Annotated in this window: 26 protein-coding genes and 1 tRNA gene; 7 read left to right on the top strand and 20 right to left on the bottom strand. The window is 68.6% G+C overall.

Annotated features, from left to right (window positions below):
* Positions 1-234 precede the first annotated feature (234 nt).
* The 5 genes from rpsA to V8201_RS04140 all read left to right on the top strand — a co-directional run bounded on the left by rpsA (position 235) and on the right by V8201_RS04140 (position 4,392).
* Positions 235-1,956, top strand: a complete 1,722-nt coding sequence (gene rpsA, locus V8201_RS04160; protein WP_037534621.1) for a 30S ribosomal protein S1 — start codon at positions 235-237, stop codon at positions 1,954-1,956.
* A gap of 131 nt (positions 1,957-2,087) precedes the next feature.
* Positions 2,088-2,366, top strand: a complete 279-nt coding sequence (locus V8201_RS04155) for an integration host factor subunit beta (protein ID WP_037534623.1) — start codon at positions 2,088-2,090, stop codon at positions 2,364-2,366.
* A 75-nt stretch (positions 2,367-2,441) separates the two neighbouring features.
* Positions 2,442-2,525, top strand: a tRNA-Leu gene (locus tag V8201_RS04150).
* Positions 2,526-2,530: 5 nt separating this feature from the next.
* The gene (locus V8201_RS04145) at positions 2,531-3,961 is read left to right on the top strand and encodes an ABC transporter substrate-binding protein (RefSeq protein ID WP_336544557.1); all 1,431 of its coding nucleotides are present in this window, start codon (positions 2,531-2,533) and stop codon (positions 3,959-3,961) included.
* Between the two features lie 5 nt (positions 3,962-3,966).
* Positions 3,967-4,392 (top strand): DUF4112 domain-containing protein, encoded by a 426-nt coding sequence (locus V8201_RS04140; RefSeq protein ID WP_200870410.1) that lies wholly within the window; start codon positions 3,967-3,969, stop codon positions 4,390-4,392.
* Between the two features lie 3 nt (positions 4,393-4,395).
* On the opposite strand, the gene V8201_RS04135 is transcribed toward V8201_RS04140, so the two are convergent.
* The 3 genes from V8201_RS04135 to nadC form a co-directional block, all read right to left on the bottom strand.
* Positions 4,396-5,100 carry a ribonuclease T2 family protein gene (locus V8201_RS04135; RefSeq protein WP_271300224.1) on the bottom strand — a complete coding sequence of 235 codons (705 nt, stop codon included), beginning with the start codon at positions 5,098-5,100 and terminating at the stop codon, positions 4,396-4,398.
* Complete coding sequence (locus V8201_RS04130; RefSeq protein ID WP_271300223.1) at positions 5,097-5,543, bottom strand: hypothetical protein; 447 nt, start codon at positions 5,541-5,543, stop codon at positions 5,097-5,099. Before V8201_RS04130 ends, V8201_RS04135 begins: the two co-directional genes overlap by 4 nt.
* Positions 5,544-5,957: 414 nt before the next feature.
* Positions 5,958-6,806 carry a carboxylating nicotinate-nucleotide diphosphorylase gene (gene nadC, locus V8201_RS04125; RefSeq protein WP_336544556.1) on the bottom strand — a complete coding sequence of 283 codons (849 nt, stop codon included), beginning with the start codon at positions 6,804-6,806 and terminating at the stop codon, positions 5,958-5,960.
* A gap of 74 nt (positions 6,807-6,880) precedes the next feature.
* Here nadC and V8201_RS04120 point away from each other — a divergent pair, with 74 nt between their 5' ends.
* Positions 6,881-7,027 (top strand): hypothetical protein, encoded by a 147-nt coding sequence (locus V8201_RS04120; RefSeq protein ID WP_200870411.1) that lies wholly within the window; start codon positions 6,881-6,883, stop codon positions 7,025-7,027.
* A 1-nt stretch (position 7,028) separates the two neighbouring features.
* Here the strand turns inward: V8201_RS04120 and nadA are convergent, their stop codons facing one another.
* The 8 genes from nadA to V8201_RS04080 all read right to left on the bottom strand — a co-directional run bounded on the left by nadA (position 7,029) and on the right by V8201_RS04080 (position 13,166).
* Complete coding sequence (gene nadA, locus V8201_RS04115) at positions 7,029-8,042, bottom strand: quinolinate synthase NadA (RefSeq protein ID WP_271300221.1); 1,014 nt, start codon at positions 8,040-8,042, stop codon at positions 7,029-7,031.
* Positions 8,043-8,074: 32 nt separating this feature from the next.
* A complete protein-coding gene (locus tag V8201_RS04110; protein WP_336544555.1) occupies positions 8,075-8,812 on the bottom strand; it encodes a DUF4230 domain-containing protein in 738 nt (245 codons plus the stop codon).
* Positions 8,794-9,651, bottom strand: coding sequence for an MBL fold metallo-hydrolase (locus V8201_RS04105; protein ID WP_336544554.1), 858 nt, complete (start codon positions 9,649-9,651; stop codon positions 8,794-8,796). The genes V8201_RS04110 and V8201_RS04105 overlap by 19 nt, the downstream gene beginning before the upstream one ends.
* 187 nt (positions 9,652-9,838) lie before the next feature.
* Positions 9,839-11,344 carry a M56 family metallopeptidase gene (locus V8201_RS04100; protein ID WP_336544553.1) on the bottom strand — a complete coding sequence of 502 codons (1,506 nt, stop codon included), beginning with the start codon at positions 11,342-11,344 and terminating at the stop codon, positions 9,839-9,841.
* The gene (locus V8201_RS04095) at positions 11,341-11,709 is read right to left on the bottom strand and encodes a BlaI/MecI/CopY family transcriptional regulator (protein WP_037534638.1); all 369 of its coding nucleotides are present in this window, start codon (positions 11,707-11,709) and stop codon (positions 11,341-11,343) included. Before V8201_RS04095 ends, V8201_RS04100 begins: the two co-directional genes overlap by 4 nt.
* A 567-nt stretch (positions 11,710-12,276) precedes the next feature.
* Positions 12,277-12,597, bottom strand: a complete 321-nt coding sequence (grxD, locus tag V8201_RS04090; RefSeq protein WP_271300220.1) for a Grx4 family monothiol glutaredoxin — start codon at positions 12,595-12,597, stop codon at positions 12,277-12,279.
* 9 nt (positions 12,598-12,606) lie between these two features.
* Complete coding sequence (locus tag V8201_RS04085) at positions 12,607-12,837, bottom strand: BolA family protein (protein WP_037534640.1); 231 nt, start codon at positions 12,835-12,837, stop codon at positions 12,607-12,609.
* A complete protein-coding gene (locus V8201_RS04080) occupies positions 12,837-13,166 on the bottom strand; it encodes a DUF1476 domain-containing protein (RefSeq protein WP_037534642.1) in 330 nt (109 codons plus the stop codon). Before V8201_RS04080 ends, V8201_RS04085 begins: the two co-directional genes overlap by 1 nt.
* Positions 13,167-13,319: 153 nt before the next feature.
* Here V8201_RS04080 and V8201_RS04075 point away from each other — a divergent pair, with 153 nt between their 5' ends.
* Positions 13,320-13,472 (top strand): hypothetical protein, encoded by a 153-nt coding sequence (locus tag V8201_RS04075; RefSeq protein ID WP_200870412.1) that lies wholly within the window; start codon positions 13,320-13,322, stop codon positions 13,470-13,472.
* A gap of 4 nt (positions 13,473-13,476) precedes the next feature.
* On the opposite strand, the gene V8201_RS04070 is transcribed toward V8201_RS04075, so the two are convergent.
* The 9 genes from V8201_RS04070 to ppdK all read right to left on the bottom strand — a co-directional run bounded on the left by V8201_RS04070 (position 13,477) and on the right by ppdK (position 22,870).
* Positions 13,477-14,475 (bottom strand): NADPH:quinone oxidoreductase family protein, encoded by a 999-nt coding sequence (locus V8201_RS04070; RefSeq protein ID WP_336544552.1) that lies wholly within the window; start codon positions 14,473-14,475, stop codon positions 13,477-13,479.
* On the bottom strand, positions 14,438-15,067 hold the full coding sequence (leuD, locus tag V8201_RS04065) for a 3-isopropylmalate dehydratase small subunit (protein ID WP_037534644.1): 630 nt from the start codon (positions 15,065-15,067) through the stop codon (positions 14,438-14,440). Before leuD ends, V8201_RS04070 begins: the two co-directional genes overlap by 38 nt.
* A 115-nt stretch (positions 15,068-15,182) precedes the next feature.
* Positions 15,183-16,622, bottom strand: a complete 1,440-nt coding sequence (leuC, locus tag V8201_RS04060; protein WP_336544551.1) for a 3-isopropylmalate dehydratase large subunit — start codon at positions 16,620-16,622, stop codon at positions 15,183-15,185.
* Positions 16,623-16,681: 59 nt separating this feature from the next.
* The gene (locus tag V8201_RS04055) at positions 16,682-17,365 is read right to left on the bottom strand and encodes a glutathione S-transferase family protein (protein ID WP_336544550.1); all 684 of its coding nucleotides are present in this window, start codon (positions 17,363-17,365) and stop codon (positions 16,682-16,684) included.
* 59 nt (positions 17,366-17,424) lie between these two features.
* On the bottom strand, positions 17,425-18,078 hold the full coding sequence (locus V8201_RS04050; RefSeq protein WP_037534650.1) for a CoA transferase subunit B: 654 nt from the start codon (positions 18,076-18,078) through the stop codon (positions 17,425-17,427).
* Positions 18,078-18,401 (bottom strand): DUF5076 domain-containing protein, encoded by a 324-nt coding sequence (locus tag V8201_RS04045; protein WP_271300216.1) that lies wholly within the window; start codon positions 18,399-18,401, stop codon positions 18,078-18,080. Before V8201_RS04045 ends, V8201_RS04050 begins: the two co-directional genes overlap by 1 nt.
* The gene (locus tag V8201_RS04040; protein ID WP_373276457.1) at positions 18,398-19,360 is read right to left on the bottom strand and encodes an HAD family acid phosphatase; all 963 of its coding nucleotides are present in this window, start codon (positions 19,358-19,360) and stop codon (positions 18,398-18,400) included. The genes V8201_RS04045 and V8201_RS04040 overlap by 4 nt, the downstream gene beginning before the upstream one ends.
* Positions 19,357-20,064: a CoA transferase subunit A gene (locus tag V8201_RS04035; RefSeq protein WP_336544548.1), complete on the bottom strand. Its 708-nt coding sequence runs from the start codon at positions 20,062-20,064 to the stop codon at positions 19,357-19,359. The genes V8201_RS04040 and V8201_RS04035 overlap by 4 nt, the downstream gene beginning before the upstream one ends.
* 148 nt (positions 20,065-20,212) lie before the next feature.
* Entirely contained in the window at positions 20,213-22,870 is a 2,658-nt protein-coding gene (gene ppdK, locus V8201_RS04030) for a pyruvate, phosphate dikinase (protein WP_336544547.1), read from the bottom strand.
* Positions 22,871-22,877: the final 7 nt, after the last annotated feature.

Raw genomic sequence — 22,877 nt, 5'->3', positions numbered from 1 at the left:
AAAACGCGGTTTTTGACGTAGGGGAATATTGTCCTGCGAGCCGATGCTCGTGGAGGTAGGCGCGACCGGCTGGCCCGTTCGCGCCCTTTTCGCATCAGCGCATCGCCTGCCTCCGCCTGCCGACGCCCAACGGATGCCGCGATCGGCATGGGGTCGGCGCGGCGTTTTCAGCCAAGACCATCGGAACCAACCGATTGGCCGGAAACAGATAAACCTCGAGGACACTCTAACCTTATGGCTACCCAGCCCCTTCCCAGCCGCGACGATTTCGCGGCGATGCTCGATGACATGTTCGGCGGTGCCGACAGTTTCGAGGGTCGCGTGGTGCACGGCACCGTCACCGCGATCGAGAACGATCTTGCCGTCATCGACGTCGGCCTCAAGTCCGAAGGCCGCGTGCCGCTGCGCGAATTCGCCGCACCGGGCCAGAAGGCCGACCTCAAGGTCGGTGACGAAGTCGAAGTCTATGTCGACCGCGTCGAGAACATGCATGGCGAAGCGATGCTCAGCCGCGACCGCGCCCGCCGCGAAGCCGCCTGGGACAAGCTGGAGCTGGAATTCAGCAAGACCGCGCGCGTCGAAGGCGTGATCTTCGGTCGCGTCAAGGGCGGCTTCACCGTCGACCTGTCGGGCGCCGTCGCCTTCCTGCCGGGTTCGCAGGTCGATATCCGTCCGGTGCGTGACGTCACGCCGCTGATGGATATCCCGCAGCCGTTCCAGATCCTCAAGATGGACCGCAAGCGCGGCAACATCGTCGTGTCGCGTCGCGCGGTGCTGGAAGAAACCCGCGCCGAGCAGCGTTCGGGCCTGATCCAGAGCCTCGCCGAGGGTCAGATCATCGACGGCGTCGTCAAGAACATCACCGATTACGGTGCGTTCGTCGACCTCGGCGGTATCGACGGCCTGCTCCACGTCACCGACCTCAGCTACAAGCGCGTCAATCATCCGTCCGAGATGATCGCGATCGGCGACACGGTGAAGGTGCAGATCATCCGCATCAACAAGGACACGCAGCGCATCAGCCTCGGCATGAAGCAGCTCGAGTCGGATCCGTGGGACGGCGCGAGCGCCAAGTATCCGATCGGCGCCAAGCTGTCGGGTCGCGTCACCAACATCACCGAATATGGTGCGTTCGTCGAACTGGAAGCGGGCATCGAAGGCCTCGTCCACGTCTCGGAAATGTCCTGGACCAAGAAGAACGTCCATCCGGGCAAGATCGTCAGCACGTCGCAGGAAGTCGATGTGGTGGTGCTCGAGGTCGACGAGGACAAGCGTCGCATCAGCCTCGGCCTCAAGCAGGCGCAGAACAATCCGTGGGAAGCGTTCGCCGCCGCCCATCCGATCGGTTCGACCGTCGAGGGCGAAGTCAAGAACGCGACCGAGTTCGGCCTGTTCATCGGCCTCGACAACGACGTCGACGGCATGGTCCACATGTCGGACATCGCCTGGGGCGTGTCGGGTGAGGATGCCCTCAACCTGCACCGCAAGGGCGAGACCGTGCAGGCGGTGGTGCTCGACATCGACGCCGAGAAGGAGCGCATCAGCCTCGGCATGAAGCAGCTCGAGCGTGGCGGCCCCTCGGCCGGCGGCATTGCGGCATCGGGCGATCGCCTCAACAAGAACGCGATCGTCACCGTCACCGTGCTCGAAGTCCGCGACGCGGGCCTCGAAGTGCAGCAGGGCGACGACGGCGCGACCGGCTTCATCAAGCGCACGGATCTGGGTCGCGACCGCGACGAGCAGCGTCCGGAGCGTTTCCAGGTCGGCCAGAAGTTCGACGCGATGGTGACCGGCTTCGATCGTTCGAAGAAGCCGACGTTCTCGATCAAGGCGATGCAGATCTCCGAAGAGAAGCAGGCGGTTGCGCAGTACGGCTCGTCCGACTCGGGCGCGACGCTCGGCAACATCCTCGGCGAGGCGCTCAAGGCCCGCTCGGCGGACGCCGACAAGAAGTAAGGGAATTGGGACTGGAGTGGTGCAGACCATTCCAGTCCCTTTTTTCTTGGTTTAAGTTCATTTCGGGCCTATACGCCAGCTCCATTGATCTCTATCAAGCGCCCGTTGCATGATCCGGGGGGGAGTTTGCGATGATCCGGTCTGAGCTTGTTCATAGACTATGTGAGTTGAATCCCGATCTGTCGGGGGCGGAGGTCGACGCGATCGTCACGACCTTCTTCGACGAGATCGCCCGGCGCCTCGCCAGCAATGGCCGCGTCGAACTGCGGGGCTTCGGCGCCTTCTCGACCCGCGCGCGCGATGCCCGGATCGGCCGCAATCCGCGCACCGGCGACCCGGTCGAGGTCGACGCCAAGCGCGTTCCCTATTTCAAGCCCGGCAAGGAAATGCGGGCCCGGCTCAACGTCTGATCGCCGCCGCGACGCCGGCGGATGATCGTAGCGGGTTGACGCTCGCCGCCGATTGCGCTTCCCGTGACGGCGTGTGCGGACGTGGCGAAATCGGTAGACGCTTCCGACTTAAAATCGGCTTCCTTTGGAGTGCGGGTTCGAGTCCCGCCGTCCGCACCATCCTCGTGTCGCTCGGCGTTGCCGCGGCGCCGCTCGCCGGATGCAACCAGCGCCCCGATTCGGGGCCGGTGATCGTCAGCGCGATCGGCCAGCCGCCGCGGCCGATCGATCCCGCCCGCGTCCGGCTCGATACGCCGACCGGGCTGCTGCTCGACGCCACCGCCGAAGGGCTGGTGCGCTATGATGCCGCCGGCCAGATCGAACCCGGCCTCGCCGAACGCTGGATCGTGATCGACGAGGGGATGAGCTATATCTTCCGCCTCCGGGACGCGCGCTGGAGCGACGGCAGCCGGGTCGAGGCGGATCAGGTCGTCGCCCAGCTCCGCCATCAGCTGGCGCGCCGATCGCGCAATCCGCTCGCCCCGTTCCTCACCGCGGTCGATGAGATCGTGACGATGACGCCGCAGGTGATCGAGGTGCGGCTGGCGCGTCCTCGCCCCGATCTGCTCAAGCTGTTCGCCCAGCCCGAACTCGCGCTGTGGCGGAGCGGTACGGTCGGCGGTGCCGGGCCGATGCGCATCGTGCGCGGCACGCGCAGTCCGCTGCTCCGCCCCGCCGCCGATCCCGGCCGCGCCGATCCCGACGATCCGCAGCGGCTCGCCCCCGAACAGGACGTGCGGCTGATCGGCGAGCGGGCGGCACGCGCGCTCGTCCGCTTCGCGGCACGCGAATCGGATTATGTCGCAGGCGGCAGTTTCGTCGACTGGCCGCTCGTCGGTCTCGCCGGCATCGCCCCGGCCAATATCCGCATCGATCCCGCCGCCGGACTGTTCGGCCTGTCGATCGTCCATCGCGACGGCTTCCTGGCCGACCCGGCGCATCGCGCCGCCCTGAGCGGTGCGATCGATCGCGCCGCGATCACAGCCGCGGTGATGGCCAATTGGGAGCCGGCCGAGCGCATCCTGCCCGAGATGCTCGATTCCGCCGCGCCGCCGGCGCTGCCCGGCTGGTCGCTGCTTACGCCCGAGCAGCGCGCCGCCGCGCTCCGCCAGCAGGTCGCGGCCTATGGCGCACCGGTCAGCCTGCGGATCGCCCTGCCCGCCGGCCCCGGCGCGACTCTGGTCTTCGCGCAGCTCGCCGTATCGCTGCGCACCGCCGGCATCACGCCGGTGCGCGTCGGCGCGAGCGATGACGCCGACCTGCGCCTGCTCGACCTCGTCGCGCCTTATGACAGCGCTCGCTGGTATCTCGCCAATGCCTGCACCGTCTGCGCCCAACCCGTCCAGGACGCGCTGATCGCCGCGCGCGACGCGCCGACGCTGGCCGAACGCGCGCGGCTGATCGCCGCCGCCGATGCGGCGCTCGCCACCGATACCGCCTTCATCCCGATCGCGCGGCCGCTGCGCTGGTCGGCGGTGGCGATGCGGCTGCGCCAGTGGCGCGCCAATACGCGCGCCTGGCACCCGTTGAACCGGCTGCGCGACGACACCAATTAAGGTCTATGACCGTCACCCGCCCCACCCGGATCGAAGCCCGCTCGATGCTCGAATCGCTCCCCGTCGGCCGCGACCCCGCCGCGGTGCGCGTCCGCCTCGAGGCGATGGAGCGGGTGATGGAGGGGCTGGTCACCATCCCCGGCACCAACCGCAAGCTCGGGCTCGACGTGATCCTCGATCTCGTCCCCGTCGCCGGTCCGACGATCGCCGCCGTCGTCGGCGCGTGGCTGGTGTTCGAAGCGCGCAATCTGCACATGTCGAAGCTGCAGATGGCGCGGATGTTCGGCAATGTCGGGATCGACTGGGCGCTGGGGCTGATCCCCTTCATCGGTGCGGTGCCCGACTTCTTCTTCCGCTCGAACACGCGCAACCTGCGGATCATCCGCCGTCACCTCGACAAACATCATCCGGCGACGGCGGTGATCGGCTAAGGCCTAGAGCGCGATCTTCACCGTCGCGGCGCCGGGCAGGCCGCCCTGGTGCACGGGGCAGCGCTGATAGCGGAAGGCCGTGTCGAGGCAGATCCAGATCTCGTCGAGCCAGCCTTGTTTCGTCGCGGTGACGCGCATCATGTCCGCGCCGAGGCCGGGATTGCGCTTCGCCATCGCCGCCGCGACCGCCCCCGCCGTCACCGGCCCGCGGGACAGCGCCGCCCAGTCGGGGAAGCGCAACTTGCCGTAGAGCCGGTTCGACGTCGTGAAATAGCGTTCCGGATCATAGCCCGCCATGCAGGTGCCGTGCTTCGACCATTCGTGCTGCATCAGCTGCGCCGACGGCGTCGCGCAGATATGCCGCCGGATTGTCGCGCGCGACAGCAGCGGCGTCGCCTGACAATATTGCGGCCAGTCCTTGCCGACCCCGTCGGGCCACAGGCCATGCAGGGTGAAGCCGAACCGCTGCCCGGAGCGGCATTGGAAGCGGGCATCGCCGTCGCCGCCATGGTCGCGGCAATATTGCGGCGACCAGGTGATCGCGAGCGTATAGCCGCCGATCGGCAGCAGGCGCCGCGGCTGGCTGTCGCTTGGCAGATCGGGGCGCGGCCGCGGCAGCGCTCCCGGGGCGATGCAGCGATCGGCCTGCGCCTGGGCGGCGACCGGCAACAGCGCGACCAGCGCGGCGGCGGCGAGACGGACGATCACGGATGCAGCGCCAGATCGTCGTCTTCGTCCAGCCCTTCGCCGAACCACAGCCGGGCGTCCGGCTTGAACAGCATCACCGCGGCGGCGATGTAGAGCATGTTGGCTACGAAACCGAGCGCGATCTGGGCGCTCATCGCCGACCGCCCCATGGCGAGCAGCGCGAGCGCCGACAGCAGACCGAACGCCCCCAGCGCGGCGAACACCACCTGCACCCATTTCGCGATGACGCTCGGCCGGCGGGCGACGAAATACCAGATCAGCACCGCGATCGTCAGCCCCAGCACCTGTGAGGCCGGCAGGAACCAGGTCGCCTTGGCAAGCATCGGATTGGCCGCGAGCACCGCCTGCGACTTGCTCCAGTTGAGCCCGGCGTTGACCAGCCCGAGGATCACCGAGGCCCAATAGAATTGCTCGAACCGCGCGATCGATGGCGGTTTGGTCATGGTAGGTCCCCCTTGTCAGACCGCCCCAGCCTAGCCGCGCCGCCGCGCCGCGTGCAAGGGAGTTGGAGGGATGGCCTGCCGGAGCAGGCCCTGTGTTCGAGAAGTCCAAGAGACGCAATTGACCTGACGCTCGACGCAGCCTCGAAAGACCATGCCGAGCTTCATGGCTTCTTACCGAACAGAACCGACGCTTTGTAGTGCAGTAGCCAAGCTATACCAGTGCTCCCGCGAACGCGGGAGCCCAGTGTTTCTCTGCCGCGTACCGCTGTTCTGCTGGGCCACTGGATTCCCGCTTTCGCGGGAATACTGGTCATCCAGAGCAATTGGCATATCTTGGCAAAGTATCAACTTCGTCGCGGGCGCCTCAAAAGGAAAACGTCGCGGTCGATCGACTGGAATGCCCTCGACCACCCCTCACACCGTGGTGAAGTCGAGCCCGATATCCGCGGCCGGCGCCGACTGGGTGAGCCGCCCGACCGAGACATAGGTCACCCCCGTCTCGGCGATCGCGCGCACCGTGTCGAGCCGCACGCCGCCCGAGGCTTCGGTCGGCACGCGTCCGGCGACCCGCGCCACCGCCTCGCGCAGCATCGCCGGCGGCATGTTGTCGAGCAACAGATGGGTCGCGCCCGCGTCGATCGCCGGTTCGATCTGGTCGATCCGGTCGACCTCGACGATGATCCGGTCGATCCCCGCCGCCACCGCGCGCTCGACCGCCGGCGTGATGCCGCCCGCGACCGCGACGTGATTGTCCTTGATCATCGCCGCATCCCACAGGCCGAGCCGGTGGTTCTGGGCACCGCCGCAGCGCGTCGCATATTTCTCCAGCCGGCGCAGGCCGGGAATGGTCTTGCGCGTGTCGAGCAGCACCGCGCCCGTCCCCGCAATCGCATCGACATAGGCACGGGTCAGCGTCGCGATCCCCGACAGATGCTGGATGGTGTTGAGCGCGGACCGCTCCGCGGTCAGCAGCGCGCGCGCCCGACCCTCGATCCGCATCAGCTCGCTATGTGCCGACACCCACGCGCCGTCCTCGACCAGCGGCGTGATCCGCGCCTCGGGGTCGAGCGCACGGAAGAACGCCTCGGCAAGGCCGAGACCGGCGACGACGATCTCGTCGCGCGTATCCATCACGCCGGTGAAGCGCGCCTCCGCCGGGATCACCGCCGCCGCGGTGATATCGCCGGCGGTGCCGAGATCCTCGGCCAGCGTCGCGGTGACGAAGCAATCCGGGTCGAAACCATCTAGAGTAAAGCCGGTCATGCGTATACGATCCTGTCAAATGCCACGGTGGACGTATCGTCCTGGATTCGCGGCCAGATCATGGGGAACAGGCGATGACCGATCGCGAGGCACTGGACGAGTTGCAGCACCTGCTGGCTGCCGCATTGCAGAAGGCGGACGAGCTCGATCTGATCCTGGTCGGCATCCATATCAACGAAGCCCGCAATCTGATCGCCCCCGTCGCCGCGCCGACGCACTAGCTCAGTCGCCGGTGACCGGCAGCGGTGCGGCAGGCGCGGGGCCGAGATCGCCCTGCCCGACCGTCGCGGATGCCATCGCCAGCATCGCGTCGAGGCTGGTCTTCGCCTTCAGCCGCAGACCTTCCTCGATCTCGATCCGGGGGGTGAGGTCCCGCAAGGCGACGTAGAGCTTCTCCATCGTGTTGAGCGCCATATACGGGCAGATATTGCAATTGCAGTTGCCGTCCGCCCCCGGCGCGCCGATGAAGCGCTTGGCCGGCATCGCCTTTTCCATCTGGTGGATGATGTGCGGCTCGGTCGCGACGATCAGCGTCTCGCCCGGCATCGCCTGCGCGAATTCGAGGATGCCGCGCGTCGAGCCGACGTAATCGGCATGGTCGAGGATCACCGCCGGACATTCCGGATGCGCGGCGACCGGCGCGCCGGGATGCTGGGCCTTGAGCTTGAGCAATTCGGTCTCGCTGAACGCCTCGTGGACGATGCACACGCCCGGCCACAGCAGCAGCTCGCGCCCGGTCTTGCGCTGGAGATAGCCGCCGAGGTTGCGATCCGGCCCGAAGATGATCTTCTGGTCGCGCGGCAGCTGCGCCAGGATCGCCTCCGCCGAGGACGAGGTGACGATGACGTCGCTCAGCGCCTTCACCTCGGTCGAGCAGTTGATGTAGGTCAACGCGATATGATCGGGATGCGCGGCGCGGAAGGCGGCGAACTGGTCGGGCGGGCAGCTGTCCTCGAGCGAACAGCCGGCGTCCATGTCGGGCAGCACGACGATCTTGTCGGGGCTGAGGATCTTGGCGGTCTCCGCCATGAAGCGGACGCCGCAGAAGGCGATGACGTCGGCGTCGGTCGCCTGCGCCTTGCGGCTGAGGTCGAGGCTGTCGCCGACGAAATCGGCGAGGTCCTGCAACTCGGGCTTTTGATAATAATGCGCCAGGATCACGGCGTTGCGCTCCTTGCGGAGGCGCTCGATCTCGGCGCGCAGGTCGAGCCCGGCGAAGCTGGTGCGAAGGTCCATAGCGTCTCCGTTAGGCGATTGCGCGCCCGCCCTCAACGGGCGTTGCCAAGCACTTCCGCCAGCGAGCGGCTTTCGTCCCAGCGTTCGGTCGATGCGGTGGGATCGTCGACGAAGCTGACCTTGACGGTGGCGTCGATCCCGGCGGCGCGCAGCGGCATGACGAAGCTGTTCTCGACCGCGCGGCGCGTCGCATCGCGCGCGAGCTTCATCGGCGTCGCGTCGCGCGCCTGGCGGACCAGCTCCGCCTGCCCGGCGCGGCGGTTGGCGGCATCGAGCGCGGTATCGGCATCGGTCAGCCGCGACAGGATGCCGCCGCTGCCATATTCGCGGATCGCGGTGAGATCGACCTGCGGCCCGTCGAGTTCGATCGGCGGCAGCCGCACCAACAGCGTCCGCGTCGCCGCATCCCAGGCGACGTCGCGCTGCGTCAGCTTGCCGAGATCGACCTCGTAGCGCACCAGCCCCGGCATGATCAGCGTCTTCTCGGTCGACAGGCCGAGCTGCGACTGGCGCGAGGTGCTGACCGCGACGAATCGCGCGGCAAAGGCGGACAGGCGGTTCTGTTCGCGCAGGCCTTGCAGGCTGGCGCTGGCGACGGTGGTCGGATCGGGCGACAGCTTGCGCTCGACGTAGCGCTGCACGCCCCACAGGCCGATCAGCACGGCGAGGCCGAGCAGCACGATCACGCCCGCCGCCTTGCCGAGGAACGACCCGGTCGAGCCGCGCGGCGGTTCGGGCGTCGCCGGCTCGTTCACCCCGTGATCCGCCATTGCTCGCCCTCCTCGTCTGCCAAGCCCCGTCCTCTCAAATCATAGAGATGTGCGAGCACCGATCGTTGCGCCGCGGGGATTAATCGCGGATCGAGCCCGACGTACATCCGCGCCGTCATGTCGGCGAGCGGCAGCGGCCCGGCGGCGAGCAGCCGCAGGATCTGCCCTTCGCGCTGCTTGCGATGGCCGAGCATGCCGCGCACCAGCCGCTGCGGCTGTTCGACCGCCTCGCCGTGGCCGGGATAATAGATGCGCTCGTCGCGACCGAGCAACCGCTCGAGGCTCGCCATATACTGGCCCATGTCGCCGTCGGGCGGCGAGACCACGCTCGTCGCCCAGCCCATGACGTGATCGCCCGAAAAGAGCGCCCCCGTCTCCGGCAGCACGAAGGCGAGATGGTTGGAGGTATGGCCCGGCGTCGCCAGCGCCCGTAGCGTCCACCCATCGCCCTGCACGGCCTCGCCATCGGCGAGCACGCGGTCGGGCGCATAGTCGGCGTCGAACGCCGCATCGAGCCCGGGATGGTCGCCGGTGACGTGCTGCGGCACCGCGCCGACGATCGGCGCCCCGGTCGCGGCGGCGAGCGGGCTGCTGGCGGGGCTGTGGTCGCGATGATGATGGGTGATGACGATCGCGCGCACCGGCCGGCCGGCGATGATACGCAGCAGCGTGTCGATATGCGCCGGATCGTCGGGGCCGGGATCGATCACCGCCAGATCGTCATGCCCGACGATGTAGGTCTGCGTGCCCCCGAAGGTGTACGGCGACGGATTGGGCGCGAGCACGCGGACGACGAGCGGCTCGAGCTGGATCGGGATACCGGTCGGATGCTCAGCCATCGATCCGGATGTGGCCTGCAACGGAGCCGAGCGCAAGGGCGGACTGCCGCTGGGGCGCGGCCGGGAGGGCATGGCGCGACGAAAGCGCTCGCCGTGCGGCGCGAGCGGCGCGGCGCGTCTCCCCCGCGCCGGGCGTCGCGGATGCTGTTTCGGACGCAAGGCCCTCGGCAGCACCCGCCTGCGCCGCTCAGTCCTTGCCGCCCGACGCCATCTCCGCGCGCAGTTCGGCGAGCGCCGCGTCGATGTCGGCAAGCGCCTCCTGCCGCTCCGCCGCCGGGATGGCGTCATTGTCGGAGACGCGGGCGCGCGTCGCCTGGACGCTCGCCAGCGCGCTGGCCATCGCGTCGAGCCGGATCTTCTCGGCGTTGAGGCCGGCTTCGGCACCGGCCAGCGCCGCCGTCTGGATGCGATTGCTGCAGATGACCATCGCGCGGCGATCGCCCCTGCCGGTGGTGATGACGAAGCGCTGCGGCCCGCCATCGGCGCCATCGACGCAGCGGCGCTCGGTGACAGCCGGGACTCCCGTCATCGCGCGATCGACGCGAGGCTGGATGGCGCCCGCGTCGACCACGGGGGCGGCGGTGCGATTGATCGTCACGACGCGATTCTCGTCGTGAACCGTCTTGACGATGACGCGATGCGGCGCGGCCGGGGCGGCGGGCGCGATGGCTGCCGCCGGGGCCGCCGGGGCTGGCGGAGCGGCCGGTGCTGCAGGAGCGGCCGGGGTTTGCAGATCGACTCCCATCGCATCGCCCACCCGGCCGCTCAGCGCGCTCGCCGCGCTGGTGCCCGAAGCGGTGATGCCGAGCCCGACGAGGGCGAGCGATGACACCAGGGCGCCCCCGGCAGCGAGCCGACGCGGCGACAGACGGGACGTGGACAGCATGCGGATCCTCCCTTTCAGATCATCGATGGTATGGAGATGGCAGGCGGCGGAGACGGCACCGCCATGCGCCGCCTTGACGATCGCACAGGCATAGGCATGCCGGTCGATCGTCGAGCGGCCGGCGAGCACCCGCGCGTCATTGGCGAGTTCCTGATCGGCGCGAAAGGCGCGGAAGGCGCGCCACGCCACCGGATTGAACCAGTGCAGCGCCAGCACCGCGAGCGCGATCCAATTGGCGACGAGGTCGCCGCGCTGGTGGTGGCCGATCTCATGTTCGAGCGCCAGTTCGCGCTCGTCGGCGTCATAGCGGTCGGCGAAATCGAGCGGAAAGGCGACGTAGCGGCGCATCACGCCGAAGGCGAGCGGGCCGGCGGCGGCCTTGCTGGCGATGACGCGCACGCCGCGCACCTCCTCGATGCTCGCTGCGCTGCGCAGCAGCCGGCGGCAGTGGCGGGCGTGGCTGGTGAGGTGCCAGACGAGGAAGCCGATCGCCCCCGCCGCCCAGAGCAGCGCGATCGCCGCGCCGATCATCGGTGCAAGGGACGCCGATGGTGCCGCCGCGACAGCCTGCGCCGGCGCGTCGCCGACGAAGATGGTGATCGTCTCGCCGGCCCGGCTGATCGGCGTCACCGCCACCTGCCGCCAGGCCGCGGGCAGCGGCGGCAGCAGCAACCGCAACACGGGCAAAGCCCAGAGCGCATAGCCGAGCTGCGCGCCGAACGCCTGGCGCACCGGTGCGCGCACCAGCAGGACGAGCAGCATCAGCAGCGTGGAGGCGACCAGCGCCTCGATCAGCCAGCCGGTCATGGCTTGATTGCCTTGAGCAGCGCCTCAATCTCGGCGATGTCCTGCGCGCTCAATTCGTCCCGCTCGGCGAGATGCGCGACCAGCGGCGTCAACTTGCCGCCGAACAGCCGGTCGATCAGGCGTTTCGATTCGCCCGAGACATAGTCGCCGCGCGCGACCAGCGGCCGGTAGAGATAGCGGCGGCCGTCTTCCTCATGCGTGATCGCCGCCTTGGCGAGCAATCGTCCGAGCAGCGTCTTGACCGTATTGGCGCTCCAGCCGCGCGCCGGATCGACGCGCTCGGCTACGTCCTGCGCGGTGAGCGGCGCCTCATCCCACAGCACCTCCATCACCGCATGTTCGGCATCGCTGATTCGTTCGGCCACGTCGCGCTCCTGTCTGAACTACGTATGTAATCGTATCGATTACGCGCGTAGTCAAGCAGGATGATCGGGTGTCGGATCGGCTTACAGGTGATACGCGGTTGCGTGTGGCGCGAAGGGGGTTGCACCGCAGATTTCCGCGGGTTTCCAATACTGGCACGGCACGTGCGTAGGGTCGGACAGCCGAGCGTCACGACGCTTCAGCAGGGTGGGGTCATCGCTGTTCCGCGTCTCGCGACCCCACCCGCACCCGGCCTTCCCTGACGATCGCGACCGTCCCCTGCCGTCGTCATGCCGGGCGTGGTCCGGCATTCACGGAGCCGCAGGAGCGTGAGCCGTCGATATCGCGGCGCGGTGGACCCCGTACAAGTCCGGGGTGACGGGGTGTGTCGGGCAGGCGGAGAGCGCCGCACAGACCCCGTCCATGCAGGCGGGCTGGCAGGGCTTTACAACGTTATCTCTGTGCGGAGCACCGGGGTCAGCGGAACGTACTGCCGAACGCGCCCGGGGTTCATGCCGGTCATCACGACGGCATGACGGGGCGTCACCGCGCCCGCCATGCCGGTCCGGTCAGGCCGCGTCGCGCTTCAGCAGAGTGGCGAGTTCGCCGCTCTCATACATCTCCATCATGATGTCCGATCCGCCGACGAATTCGCCGCCGACGTAGAGCTGCGGAATCGTCGGCCAGTCCGAATAGGCCTTGATGCCCTGACGGATGCCCTGGTCCTGCAACACGTCGACGCTCTCATATTGCACGTCGAGATGGTCGAGGATCGCCACCGCACGGCTGGAGAAGCCGCACTGCGGGAACAGCGGGCTGCCCTTCATGAACAGCACCACCGGGTGGCTCTTCACGACGGTGTCGATGCGGGCGTTGATATCGTCAGTCATGGTCATTCCTCAGGCGGCAGCGGTCTTGAGTTGCAAGGCGTGGAGTTCGCCGCCCATCCGCGTGCCGAGCGCCGCATAGACGGCCTGGTGCTGCTGGCGCAGCGGCTTGCCGGCGAAGCTCGGCGAGACGACGCGGGCGGCATAATGATCGCCGTCGCCGGCGAGATCGGTGATCTCGACGATCGCGTCGGGGATGGCGGCGCGGATCAGCGCGGCGATGTCATCGGCGGCCATCGGCATCAGCCCTGCTCCGACTGGAACAGCTGGCGACGCGCCTCGATCATCTTCTCGGCGAGGGCGCGGCGGACACTGGCATCGTCGATGTCGACGCCGGCGGCGGTAAGGTCGCCGAACAGCTTGCGCACGACATCCTCGTCACCGGCTTCCTCGAAATCGGCCTGGACGACCGACTTGGCATAAGCGTCGGTCTCCTCGGGGGTCAGCCCCATCTGCGCCGCGGCCCATTGGCCGAGCAGACGGTTGCGACGCGCGGTGATGCGGAACGCCATCTCCTCCTCCCGTGCGAAGGCCGCCTCGTGGCTGCGTTCGCGGTCGTCGAACATGGACATCGTCGGCTCACCCCTTGTTGCTCGTCTGCGCACATAGGGTGGGGCCCCGGCAGGCGCAACGGAGCGCCGCATTGCCCGGTCCGGAACCAATAGGTTAATGGAGCGATAACTATATATGGCGCGGCAATCCATTCGCGCCGCAGGAGAAGGATCATGATCAACCGGCCCGTCCCCGTCGGCGGCCCCGTCCGCACCACCCCGCGCCGTTCCAGCCGCGCCGCACCGCTCACCGGCATCGTCGTCGGCTCGGTCATCTCGGTCCTGCTATGGGCGATGCTTCTCGCGCTGTTCTTCGCGATACGCTGACCGCTCAGTCGAGCGTCACCACCAATTTGCCGATCGCGGTCCGTGCCGCCATGGCCGCGATCGCGTCACCGCCACGGTCGAGCGGGTAGCGCGCGGTGACCTTGGGTGCGATGCGACCGTCGCGCCACAGGTCGAACAGGGTCGCGACATGCGCGGCATTGGCCTGCGGATCACGCGCGGCGAACGCCCCCCAGAAGACGCCGCAGACATCGCAGCTCTTGAGCAACGTCAGGTTGAGCGGCAGCCTGGGGATGCCGGCCGGAAAGCCGACGACCAGATAGCGCCCTTCCCAGCCGATCGCGCGCAAAGCCGGCTCCGCATAGTCGCCGCCGACCGGATCGTAGATCACGTCGAATCCGCCGCTCCCGCCCGCCGCCTTGAACCGCTCGGCGAGCGCCTTGGACGCATCCTTGTCGAACGGCGCGCGGCCATAGACGATCGTCTCGTCCGCCCCCGCCGCGCTTGCGGCCGCGGCCTTCTCCTCGGACGACACCGCCGCGACGACGCGCGCGCCGAACGCCTTGCCGAGTTCGATCGCCGCCAGCCCGACCCCGCCCGCCGCGCCGAGCACGAGCAACGCCTGGCCCGCGCCCAGGCGCCCGCGGTCGAGCAGCGCATGGATCGTCGTCGCATAGGTCAGCAGCAACGCCGCCCCCTCGGCAAAGTCGCGCTCGGCCGGCAACCGATACAGGCGCTGCGGATCGGTGACGATCTGCGTCGCCAGCCCGCCATGGCCGATCACCCCCATCACCCGGTCGCCGATCTGCCAGCCGTCGACACCCTCGCCGAGCGCATCGATCACCCCGGCGATCTCGCCGCCCGGCGCGAACGGGCGCGGCGGTTTGAACTGGTAGCGATCCTCGATGATCAGCACGTCGGGGTAATTGATCGCGCAGGCCTTGACGGCGACGCGGACCTGCCCGCGTGCCGGCTGCACGTCCGCCAATTCGGTGAGTTCTAGAGTGTCAGGTCCGCCCGGCGCCGTCGATAGCAATGCCCGCATAACCGCTCCTGCTCCCGATCCAGGGGCGGTATCGATCCACCGCGCCTTCGAATTTCGAAATCGCGGTATCTCTTGCCATCGTCAGGCCGATCTCGTCCAGCCCCTCCATCAGGCATTGCCGGCGGAAGGCATCGAGCGTGAAGGCGAACCGGTCCTGATAGGGGGTCGTCACCGTCATCGTCTCGAGGTCGACGGTGACCGGCTGGTCCTTCGCCACCTCGACCAGCCGATCGACCGCCTCCTGCGGCAGCACGACGGGGACGATGCCGTTCTTGAACGCATTGCCGGAGAAGATGTCGGAGAAGCTCGGCGCAATCACCGCGCGCACGCCCATATCGGCGAGCGCCCAGGCGGCATGCTCGCGGCTCGACCCGCAGCCGAAATTGTCGCCGGCGATCAGGATCGGCGCACCCGCGTAGCGCGGATCGTCGAAGACGTTGCCCGGCTGTGCGCGCACCGTCTCGAACGCACCGCGCGCGAGGCCGGCACGCGAGATCGTCTTGAGCCAATGCGCCGGGATGATGATGTCGGTGTCGATATTCTTGGCACCCCAGGGATAGGCGGTGCCGCTGACGCGGGTGACGGGCTGCATCGGTGCGTCCGTCAGCGCTCGATCTTGGCCGGATGCGCGAGCGCCCGCGCGCCCGCGACATAGGCGGCGACGCCGCTCAGCATCGCGCCTGCCACCAGCAATACCAGCACCTTCTTCATCGCGTCGCTCCCATCAGATCCCGCACGTCGGCCAAATGGCCGGTGACCGCCGCCGCCGCCGCCATCGCCGGCGACAGCAGATGTGTGCGCGCGCCAGGTCCCTGTCGACCCACGAAATTCCGGTTCGACGTGGAGGCGCACCGCTCTCCCGCAGGGACCTTGTCCGGGTTCATCGCCAGACACATCGAACAGCCCGGCTCGCGCCATTCGAACCCGGCGCGGGTGAAGACACGGTCCAGCCCCTCTGCCTCCGCCTGGCGCTTGACCAGCCCCGATCCCGGTACGACCATCGCGCGCACGCCATCGGCGACGCGGCGACCGTCGGCGACCGCGGCGGCGGCGCGCAGATCCTCGATCCGGCTGTTGGTGCAGCTGCCGATGAAGACATGCTGCACGGCAACGTCCTGCATCGCCGTGCCCGGCGTCAGGCCCATATAGTCGAGGCTGCGCTGCGCCGCGGCGCGCTTGGCGGGATCGGCGAAGCTGTCGGGCGCGGGGACGACACCGGTAATCGGCACGACATCCTCGGGGCTCGTTCCCCAGGTCAGTGCCGGTGCGATGTCGGTGGCGTCGAGCACGACGCGCTTGTCATAGGTCGCGCCGGCATCGGTGGCGAGGCTGCGCCACCAGGCGACCGCCTGCTCCCATGCATCGCCCTGCGGCGCCATCGGCCGCCCCTTGAGATAGGCGAAGGTGATATCGTCGGGCGCGACCAGACCGGCACGCGCGCCGCCCTCGATCGACATGTTGGCGACGGTCATCCGCCCCTCGATCGACATGGCGCGGATCACCTCGCCAGTATATTCGATGACATGGCCGGTGCCGCCCGCCGCGCCGATCCGCCCCATGATCGCGAGGATCACGTCCTTGGGGCTGACCCCGAAGCCCAGGGTGCCGTCGACGCGCACCTCCATCGTCTTCGATGGGCTGAGCAGCAGCGTCTGCGTCGCCAGCACATGCTCGACCTCGCTGGTGCCGATGCCGAAGGCGAGCGCGCCGAGCGCGCCGTGCGTCGAGGTATGGCTGTCGCCGCACACCAACGTCGTGCCGGGCAGCGTGAAACCCAGTTCCGGCCCGACGACATGGACGATGCCCTGCTCCGCCGCCGTCGCATCGATATAGTCGATGCCGAATTCGGCGGTGTTGCGGCGAAGCGCGTCGAGCTGTTGCGCGCTCTCCGGATCGGCGATCGGCAGCATCCGCCCGACCGCATCCACCCGCGGCGTCGTCGGCAGATTGTGATCCGGCACCGCGAGGGTGAGTTCGGGCCGGCGCACCCGCCGCCCGGCGACGCGCAGCCCCTCGAAGGCCTGCGGGCTCGTCACCTCATGGACGAGGTGCCGGTCGATATAGATGAGGCAGGTGCCATCCTCACGCCGTTCGACGACGTGCGCGGCCCAGATTTTTTCATACAAGGTGTGCGGAATGGAGGTCATGATGCGCGGCCGTTAACTCAAATGATGCGCGAGCGGAACCCGGTGCGACAGATTATTGCCTAGCGACGATAGTCCGCCGTGACCATGCCACAGCGATGCAGGTCTGCCTCATGCTCCGCCTCGCGCCATGTCTCGGCGAGCGCCGCCGCTTCCCAGGCGCGCAGCGCCGGATGGGCGAGGATCGTGTCGACCCAGCGCCGCCCAGCGTCGCCGACCTCGATCCCATAGGTGCGGACGCGGAAGGCGACCGGAGCGTAAAAGGCATCCACCGCGCTGAACGTCTCGCCGGCAAGCCATGGACCGCCGAAGCGTGCCAGCCCCTCCGCCCATAGTTCGGCGATCCGGGCGACGTCCCGCGCCAGCGCCGCCGACCCCGTAGCCGGAGTCGCGCGGACGCCGACGTTCATCGTCCGCTCGCTGCGCAGCGCGCCGAAGCCGCCGTGCATCTCCGCCACCGCGCATTGCGCCCACGCCCGCGCCGCCGCGTCCGCCGGCCAGACGCCGGGATGCCGGTCGGCGAGATAGAGGACGATACCGAGCGAATCCCAGATCGTCCGATCGCCGTCGATCAACACCGGCACCTGCCCGGTCGGCGAGAAGGCGCGGAACGCCGCATGGTTTTCCGCCTGCGTGAACGGCTCGATCCGATCGACGAACGGAATGCCGAGCGCGGTCATCAACGCCCACGGCCGCAGCGACCAGCTCGAATAATTGCGATTGGCGGTGATCAGGACGTAACTCATGGCCGCGACTTTCCGATGATCGATCGCTTACTTATAGCCGCGAAGCGGACCGCGCCGGCTCATGCGTGATCGAACGCCGCCGTCGTCTTCGCCGCGACCTCGTCCGCGGTGACGCCCGGCGCCAGCTCGACCAGCCGGAAGCGGGACTGGTGATCGGGGCGGCGGAATACGGCGAGGTCGGTGACGATCATGTCGACGACGTTGCGGCCGGTCAGCGGCAGCGTGCAGGCGGGGATGAACTTGGCGCTGCCGTCCTTGGCGGTGTGATCCATCACGACGATGATCTGCTTGACCCCGGCGACGAGGTCCATCGCGCCGCCCATGCCCTTGATCATCTTGCCGGGGATCATCCAGTTGGCGATGTCGCCGCCCTCGCTCACCTCCATCGCGCCCAATACCGTCAGGTCGATGTGGCCGCCGCGGATCATCGCGAAGCTCTGCTCGCTGCCGAAATAGGCGCTGTGCGGCAATTCGCTGATCGTCTGCTTGCCGGCGTTGATCAGATCGGGGTCGACCTGATCGTCAAAGGGAAACGGGCCGATACCCAACATGCCGTTTTCCGATTGCAGCGTCACCTCGACGCCGGGCGGGATATGGTTGGCGACCAGCGTCGGGATGCCGATGCCGAGGTTGACGTAATAGCCGTCACGCAATTCCTGTGCGGCGCGCGCCGCCATCTGGTTACGGTCCCAGCCCGTCGTCTGCGTGGTCATCAGTGCAATCCTCCGGGATGGTTGGCGATCCGCGCGAGCGCGTCGGGATCGAGTTCGGGACGCGCGCTATCGACGCCGCGCCAGATCAGGGCTTCGGCCTCGCCCGCATCGATGCCGAGCGCCTGCGCATGGGCCTTGGCGGCGTGGCGGATGGTGTCGGCCATCAGGACGCCGAACATCTCCGCATCGGCGAGCACGCCCGCATCGATCACCACCGTCGACCCCGCGCGGTCGGTCACCCAGATGCGCGCGACCTCGACCGATCGGGCGCCGAGATCGGGGATCGCCGACAGCGGGATGGCGCGCGGCTTGGCCGGCTTCATGGCGTGTCGCTCCAGCGTTTGTCGGCGGGGAAGACGTCGGCGAACCCGCCCGACAGGCCGCTGCCATAGACCGGATTGGGCAGCACGAACCAGCCGTTGCCCCACATCGCCGCAATCCCCTCGCCCTCGGCGAGCGCGCGGCGGGCGGCGGCGGAGGGACCGGCGAACAGGTCGCTGAAGTCGCCGAGCTGGTCGCCCGCCATCGCCACCACGCAATAGCGCGCCGCGATCGCGTTGCGCCGCGCGTCCTTGCCGCTCGGCCCGTCGCGCAGCAGCAGGTCGCCGCCTGGCGTGAAGTCCCCCAGCCCCGCCGCCTTGAGCGCGGCGACCGTGCCGGCGGCTGTGGCGGCGCCGCGATTGCTGTTGATGATCACCGCGATGCCCGCCGCCCGCAGCGCGGCGAAGGCCTCGACGGCGCCCGGCACCGGCGCGACCGCCTTGGCGCCGGTCCGCTCCCATCGCGCCCATTGCGCCGGATCGAAGGGTGCGGAGGGGTGGCGCGCCGCCAGCGCCTCGACGCCGAGATTGAGCAGCACCGTCTCGTCGGCATCGAACACCGCGGCGCGCGGCTTGCCGTCGCACGCCTGCCAGCGCGGCGCGGCGAGCGTCGCGCCGGGGGCGAGCACGACGCTGTCCCCGGCGGCGCGGCGATAGGTCGCATAGGCCACGAGCGCGCGGAACGCCTGCCGGCTGAGCGCCGCCGCCTCCGCCGAGCCGTAGAGATATTGATATTGCGGCGGCACCGGCTGCGCATCGGCGGCCGTCGCACCCCCTGCCCCTGCCCCTGCCCCTGCCGCGCCAGTCGGCGGCGGCAATGCGGTGAGGCCGGTGATCCGCACCAATTTGCCGTCGGCGGTATAGGTCTGGCCCGGCGCGGGCAGCGTCGCGACGCGCTGCCGCGTGCCGCCACAGCCGGCGAGCAGCGCGGTCGCCAGCAGCAGGGCCGCGCGCCGCATCATGCCGCCGCCCGCTCGCGCACGGTGCGGAACTCGATCTTCTTGTCATAGGGCGCGCCGACGATCATCCGCTTGACGTAGATGCCGGGCAGATGGATCGCATCGGGGTCGAGGCTGCCGACCGGCACCACTTCCTCGACCTCGGCGACGCAGATGCGCCCCGCGGTCGCCATCGGCTGGTTGAAGTTGCGCGCGGTCTTGCGGAAAATCAGATTGCCGCTCTCGTCCGCCTTCCAACCCTTGATGATGCTGAGGTCGGCGCGGATGCCGCGTTCGAGGATATAGTCCTCGCCGTCGAAGCTCTTCACTTCCTTGCCCTCGGCGATCAGCGTACCGACGCCGGTCTTGGTGTAGAAGCCGGGGATGCCCGCGCCGCCGGCGCGGCAGCGTTCGGCGAGCGTGCCCTGGGGACAGAATTCCACCGCCAGCTCGCCGCTGAGATACTGCCGCTCGAACTCCTTGTTCTCGCCGACGTAGCTCGAGATCATCTTCTTCACCTGCCGCGTCCGCAGCAGCTTGCCGAGCCCCTCGCCGTCGATGCCGGCATTGTTGCTGGCGATGGTAAGGTCTTTGGTACCCGCCGCCTGGATCGCGTCGATCAGCCGCTCCGGAATGCCGCACAAGCCGAAGCCGCCCGCGCAGATCGTCATGCCGTCATGCAGCAGCCCGTCGAGCGCCGCGGCCGCATCGGGATAGAGCTTGTTCATCGCCCGTGACTCTCCTGTCTGTGCCGCGGCGATAGCGGGGCGGGCGCGGCGTGGTCAATGTGACGCGGTGTTCCTGCGCCCGCAGGAACCCAGAGCCAAACGGCGCGCCTGCGGCCCTGGGCTCCTGCATGCGCCGGAGCACGGAGGCCTAGCGCAACGCCGCCTGCGCCGCCGCCAGCCGGGCGATCGGCACGCGATAGGGCGAGGCCGACACGTAATCGAGCCCGACCTTCTCGCAGAAGGCGATGCTCGCCGGGTCGCCGCCATGTTCGCCGCAGATGCCGAGCTTGATGTCGGGCCGCGTCTTGCGCCCGCGCTCCGCCGCCAGCTCGACCAGCTCGCCGACGCCCTCGACGTCGAGGCTGACGAACGGGTCCTTGGCGTAAATGCCCTGCTCGACATAGGCGCCGAGGAAGCGCGCCGCATCGTCGCGGCTGACGCCCAAGGTGGTCTGGGTCAGGTCGTTGGTGCCGAACGAGAAGAACTCGCCCGTCTCGGCGATCTCACCCGCCTTGAGCGCGGCGCGCGGCAGCTCGATCATCGTGCCGACGAGATAGTCGATCGTCGTGCCGCGCTTGGCGAACACCGCCTGCGCCGCCTTGTCGACCACCGCCTTCATCAGGTCGAGCTCGCGCTTGGTGGCGACCAGCGGGATCATCACCTCGGGGATCGGCGCCTTCCCCGACCTGGCCGCGACGTCGAGCGCCGCCTCGAAGATCGCCCGCGCCTGCGTCTCGTAGATCTCGGGATAGGTGACGCCGAGCCGGCAGCCGCGATGGCCGAGCATCGGGTTGAATTCGTGCAGCTCCGTGGCGCGGCGCTTGAGCAGCTCGATATCGACGCCGGCCGCCGCGGCGACCTCGGCGAATTCATTCTCCTCGTGCGGCAGGAATTCGTGTAGCGGCGGATCGAGCAGCCGCACCGTCACCGGCAACCCCGCCATCACCTCGAAGATCGCGGTGAAGTCGCTGCGCTGCGCCGGCAGCAATTTGGCGAGCGCGGCGCGACGCCCCGCCTCGTCCTGCGCGAGGATCATCTGGCGCACCGCGGTGATCCGGTCGGCGTCGAAGAACATATGTTCGGTGCGGCAGAGGCCGACGCCCTCGGCGCCGAAGTCGCGCGCGGTCTGGCAGTCGAGCGGCGTCTCGGCATTGGCGCGCACCTTGAGCCGGCGCACGCCGTCGGCCCATTCCATCAGCACGCCGAAATCGCCGGCGAGCTCGGGCTGGACGGTGGCGACGGAGCCGAACATCACCTCGCCGCTGGTGCCGTCGATGGTGATCGTATCGCCCTCGCCGATCGTCCGACCGGCGACCTTCATCACCTTGTCCTTGGCGGAGATCGACAGCGACCCCGCGCCCGAGACGCACGGCCGGCCCATGCCGCGCGCGACCACCGCGGCGTGGCTGGTCATGCCGCCGCGCGCCGTCAGGATGCCGGCGGCGGCATGCATGCCGTGGATATCCTCCGGGCTGGTCTCGACGCGGACGAGGATGACCGATTCCCCCGCCGCCTTGCGCTTCTCGGCGCTGTCGGCGTCGAACACGACGCGGCCCGAGGCGGCGCCCGGCGAGGCGGGCAGGCCCTTGGCGATGACGTCGCGCGGCGCCTTGGGATCGAGCGTCGGGTGGAGCAGCTGGTCGAGCGCCATCGGATCGACGCGCAGGATCGCCTCGTTCCGGCTGATCAGCCCCTCGTTCGCCATGTCGACCGCGATCTTGAGCGCCGCCTTGGCCGTGCGCTTGCCCGATCGCGTCTGGAGCATCCACAGCTTGCCCTGTTCGACGGTGAACTCGATGTCCTGCATGTCGCGGTAATGCGTCTCGAGCCGGTCGAACACCGCGGCCAGCTCGGCATAGACCGTGGGCATCGCCTCTTCCATCGACGCGGGCTTGGCGCCCGCGTCCTCCCGCGCGGCGCGGGTCAGATATTGCGGCGTGCGGATGCCCGCCACCACGTCCTCGCCCTGCGCGTTGATCAGGAATTCGCCGTAATAGGCGCGGTCGCCCTTGGACGGATCGCGGGTGAAGGCGACGCCGGTCGCCGAGGTCTCGCCCATATTGCCGAACACCATCGCCTGGACGTTGACCGCGGTACCCCAGTCGGCGGGGATGTCGTTGAGCCGGCGGTAGACCTTGGCGCGCTCCGACTGCCACGATCCGAACACCGCGCCGACCGCGCCCCACAATTGATCGTCAACGTCCTGCGGGAAAGGCTTGCCCCATTCCGCCGCGACCAGCGCCTTATATTCGCCGACCAGCGTGCGCAGATCGTCGGCACTCAGCTCGGTATCCAGGGTGAAGCCGTTGTCTTCCTTGGCGATCTCCAGCGCTTCCTCGAATGCGCCATGGTCGAGTTCGAGCACCACGTCGGCATACATCTGGATGAAGCGGCGATAGCTGTCCCAGGCGAAGCGCGCGTCGCCGGAGCGGGCGGCGAGCCCCTCGACGGTCGCGTCGTTGAGGCCGAGGTTGAGCACCGTGTCCATCATCCCCGGCATCGACACGCGTGCGCCGGAACGGACCGAAACGAGCAAGGGATTGGCCGGATCGCCGAACGCCTTGCCGGTGATCCCCTCGATATGCGCGATGCCGGCGGCGACCTCGTCCCGCAGGCTTTGCGGGAATTGCTCGCCTTCCTCGTAATAGCGCGTGCACATCGCGGTCGAGATGGTGAAGCCCGGCGGCACCGGCAGGCCGATCGACGCCATTTCGGCAAGGTTCGCGCCCTTGCCGCCGAGCAGATTCTTGTCGCCCTTCCCGCCGTCCGAAACGCCGCCACCGAAGCGGTACACGTATTGGGTCATCGCTAAT

It is taken from the genome of Sphingomonas kyungheensis (assembly GCF_037120395.1).
Lineage (GTDB): Bacteria > Pseudomonadota > Alphaproteobacteria > Sphingomonadales > Sphingomonadaceae > Sphingomonas > Sphingomonas kyungheensis.
The sequence above is the reverse complement of the archived record's forward strand: the minus strand, read 5'-3'. Positions and strand labels throughout refer to the sequence as shown.

Bases quoted from the DNA above. Each gene is read 5' to 3' on its own strand.
- rpsA (WP_037534621.1), top strand. From the start codon at position 235: ATGGCTACCCAGCCCCTTCCCAGCCGCGACGATTTCGCGGCGATGCTC.
- V8201_RS04155 (WP_037534623.1), top strand. From the start codon at position 2,088: ATGATCCGGTCTGAGCTTGTTCATAGACTATGTGAGTTGAATCCCGAT.
- V8201_RS04140 (WP_200870410.1), top strand. From the start codon at position 3,967: ATGACCGTCACCCGCCCCACCCGGATCGAAGCCCGCTCGATGCTCGAA.
- V8201_RS04130 (WP_271300223.1), bottom strand. From the start codon at position 5,543: ATGACCAAACCGCCATCGATCGCGCGGTTCGAGCAATTCTATTGGGCC.
- nadC (WP_336544556.1), bottom strand. From the start codon at position 6,806: ATGACCGGCTTTACTCTAGATGGTTTCGACCCGGATTGCTTCGTCACC.
- V8201_RS04120 (WP_200870411.1), top strand. From the start codon at position 6,881: ATGACCGATCGCGAGGCACTGGACGAGTTGCAGCACCTGCTGGCTGCC.
- nadA (WP_271300221.1), bottom strand. From the start codon at position 8,042: ATGGACCTTCGCACCAGCTTCGCCGGGCTCGACCTGCGCGCCGAGATC.
- V8201_RS04110 (WP_336544555.1), bottom strand. From the start codon at position 8,812: ATGGCGGATCACGGGGTGAACGAGCCGGCGACGCCCGAACCGCCGCGC.
- V8201_RS04105 (WP_336544554.1), bottom strand. From the start codon at position 9,651: ATGGCTGAGCATCCGACCGGTATCCCGATCCAGCTCGAGCCGCTCGTC.
- V8201_RS04100 (WP_336544553.1), bottom strand. From the start codon at position 11,344: ATGACCGGCTGGCTGATCGAGGCGCTGGTCGCCTCCACGCTGCTGATG.
- grxD (WP_271300220.1), bottom strand. From the start codon at position 12,597: ATGACTGACGATATCAACGCCCGCATCGACACCGTCGTGAAGAGCCAC.
- V8201_RS04085 (WP_037534640.1), bottom strand. From the start codon at position 12,837: ATGCCGATGGCCGCCGATGACATCGCCGCGCTGATCCGCGCCGCCATC.
- V8201_RS04080 (WP_037534642.1), bottom strand. From the start codon at position 13,166: ATGTCCATGTTCGACGACCGCGAACGCAGCCACGAGGCGGCCTTCGCA.
- V8201_RS04075 (WP_200870412.1), top strand. From the start codon at position 13,320: ATGATCAACCGGCCCGTCCCCGTCGGCGGCCCCGTCCGCACCACCCCG.
- V8201_RS04070 (WP_336544552.1), bottom strand. From the start codon at position 14,475: ATGCGGGCATTGCTATCGACGGCGCCGGGCGGACCTGACACTCTAGAA.
- leuD (WP_037534644.1), bottom strand. From the start codon at position 15,067: ATGCAGCCCGTCACCCGCGTCAGCGGCACCGCCTATCCCTGGGGTGCC.
- leuC (WP_336544551.1), bottom strand. From the start codon at position 16,622: ATGACCTCCATTCCGCACACCTTGTATGAAAAAATCTGGGCCGCGCAC.
- V8201_RS04055 (WP_336544550.1), bottom strand. From the start codon at position 17,365: ATGAGTTACGTCCTGATCACCGCCAATCGCAATTATTCGAGCTGGTCG.
- V8201_RS04050 (WP_037534650.1), bottom strand. From the start codon at position 18,078: ATGACCACGCAGACGACGGGCTGGGACCGTAACCAGATGGCGGCGCGC.
- V8201_RS04045 (WP_271300216.1), bottom strand. From the start codon at position 18,401: ATGAAGCCGGCCAAGCCGCGCGCCATCCCGCTGTCGGCGATCCCCGAT.
- V8201_RS04040 (WP_373276457.1), bottom strand. From the start codon at position 19,360: ATGATGCGGCGCGCGGCCCTGCTGCTGGCGACCGCGCTGCTCGCCGGC.
- V8201_RS04035 (WP_336544548.1), bottom strand. From the start codon at position 20,064: ATGAACAAGCTCTATCCCGATGCGGCCGCGGCGCTCGACGGGCTGCTG.
- ppdK (WP_336544547.1), bottom strand. From the start codon at position 22,870: ATGACCCAATACGTGTACCGCTTCGGTGGCGGCGTTTCGGACGGCGGG.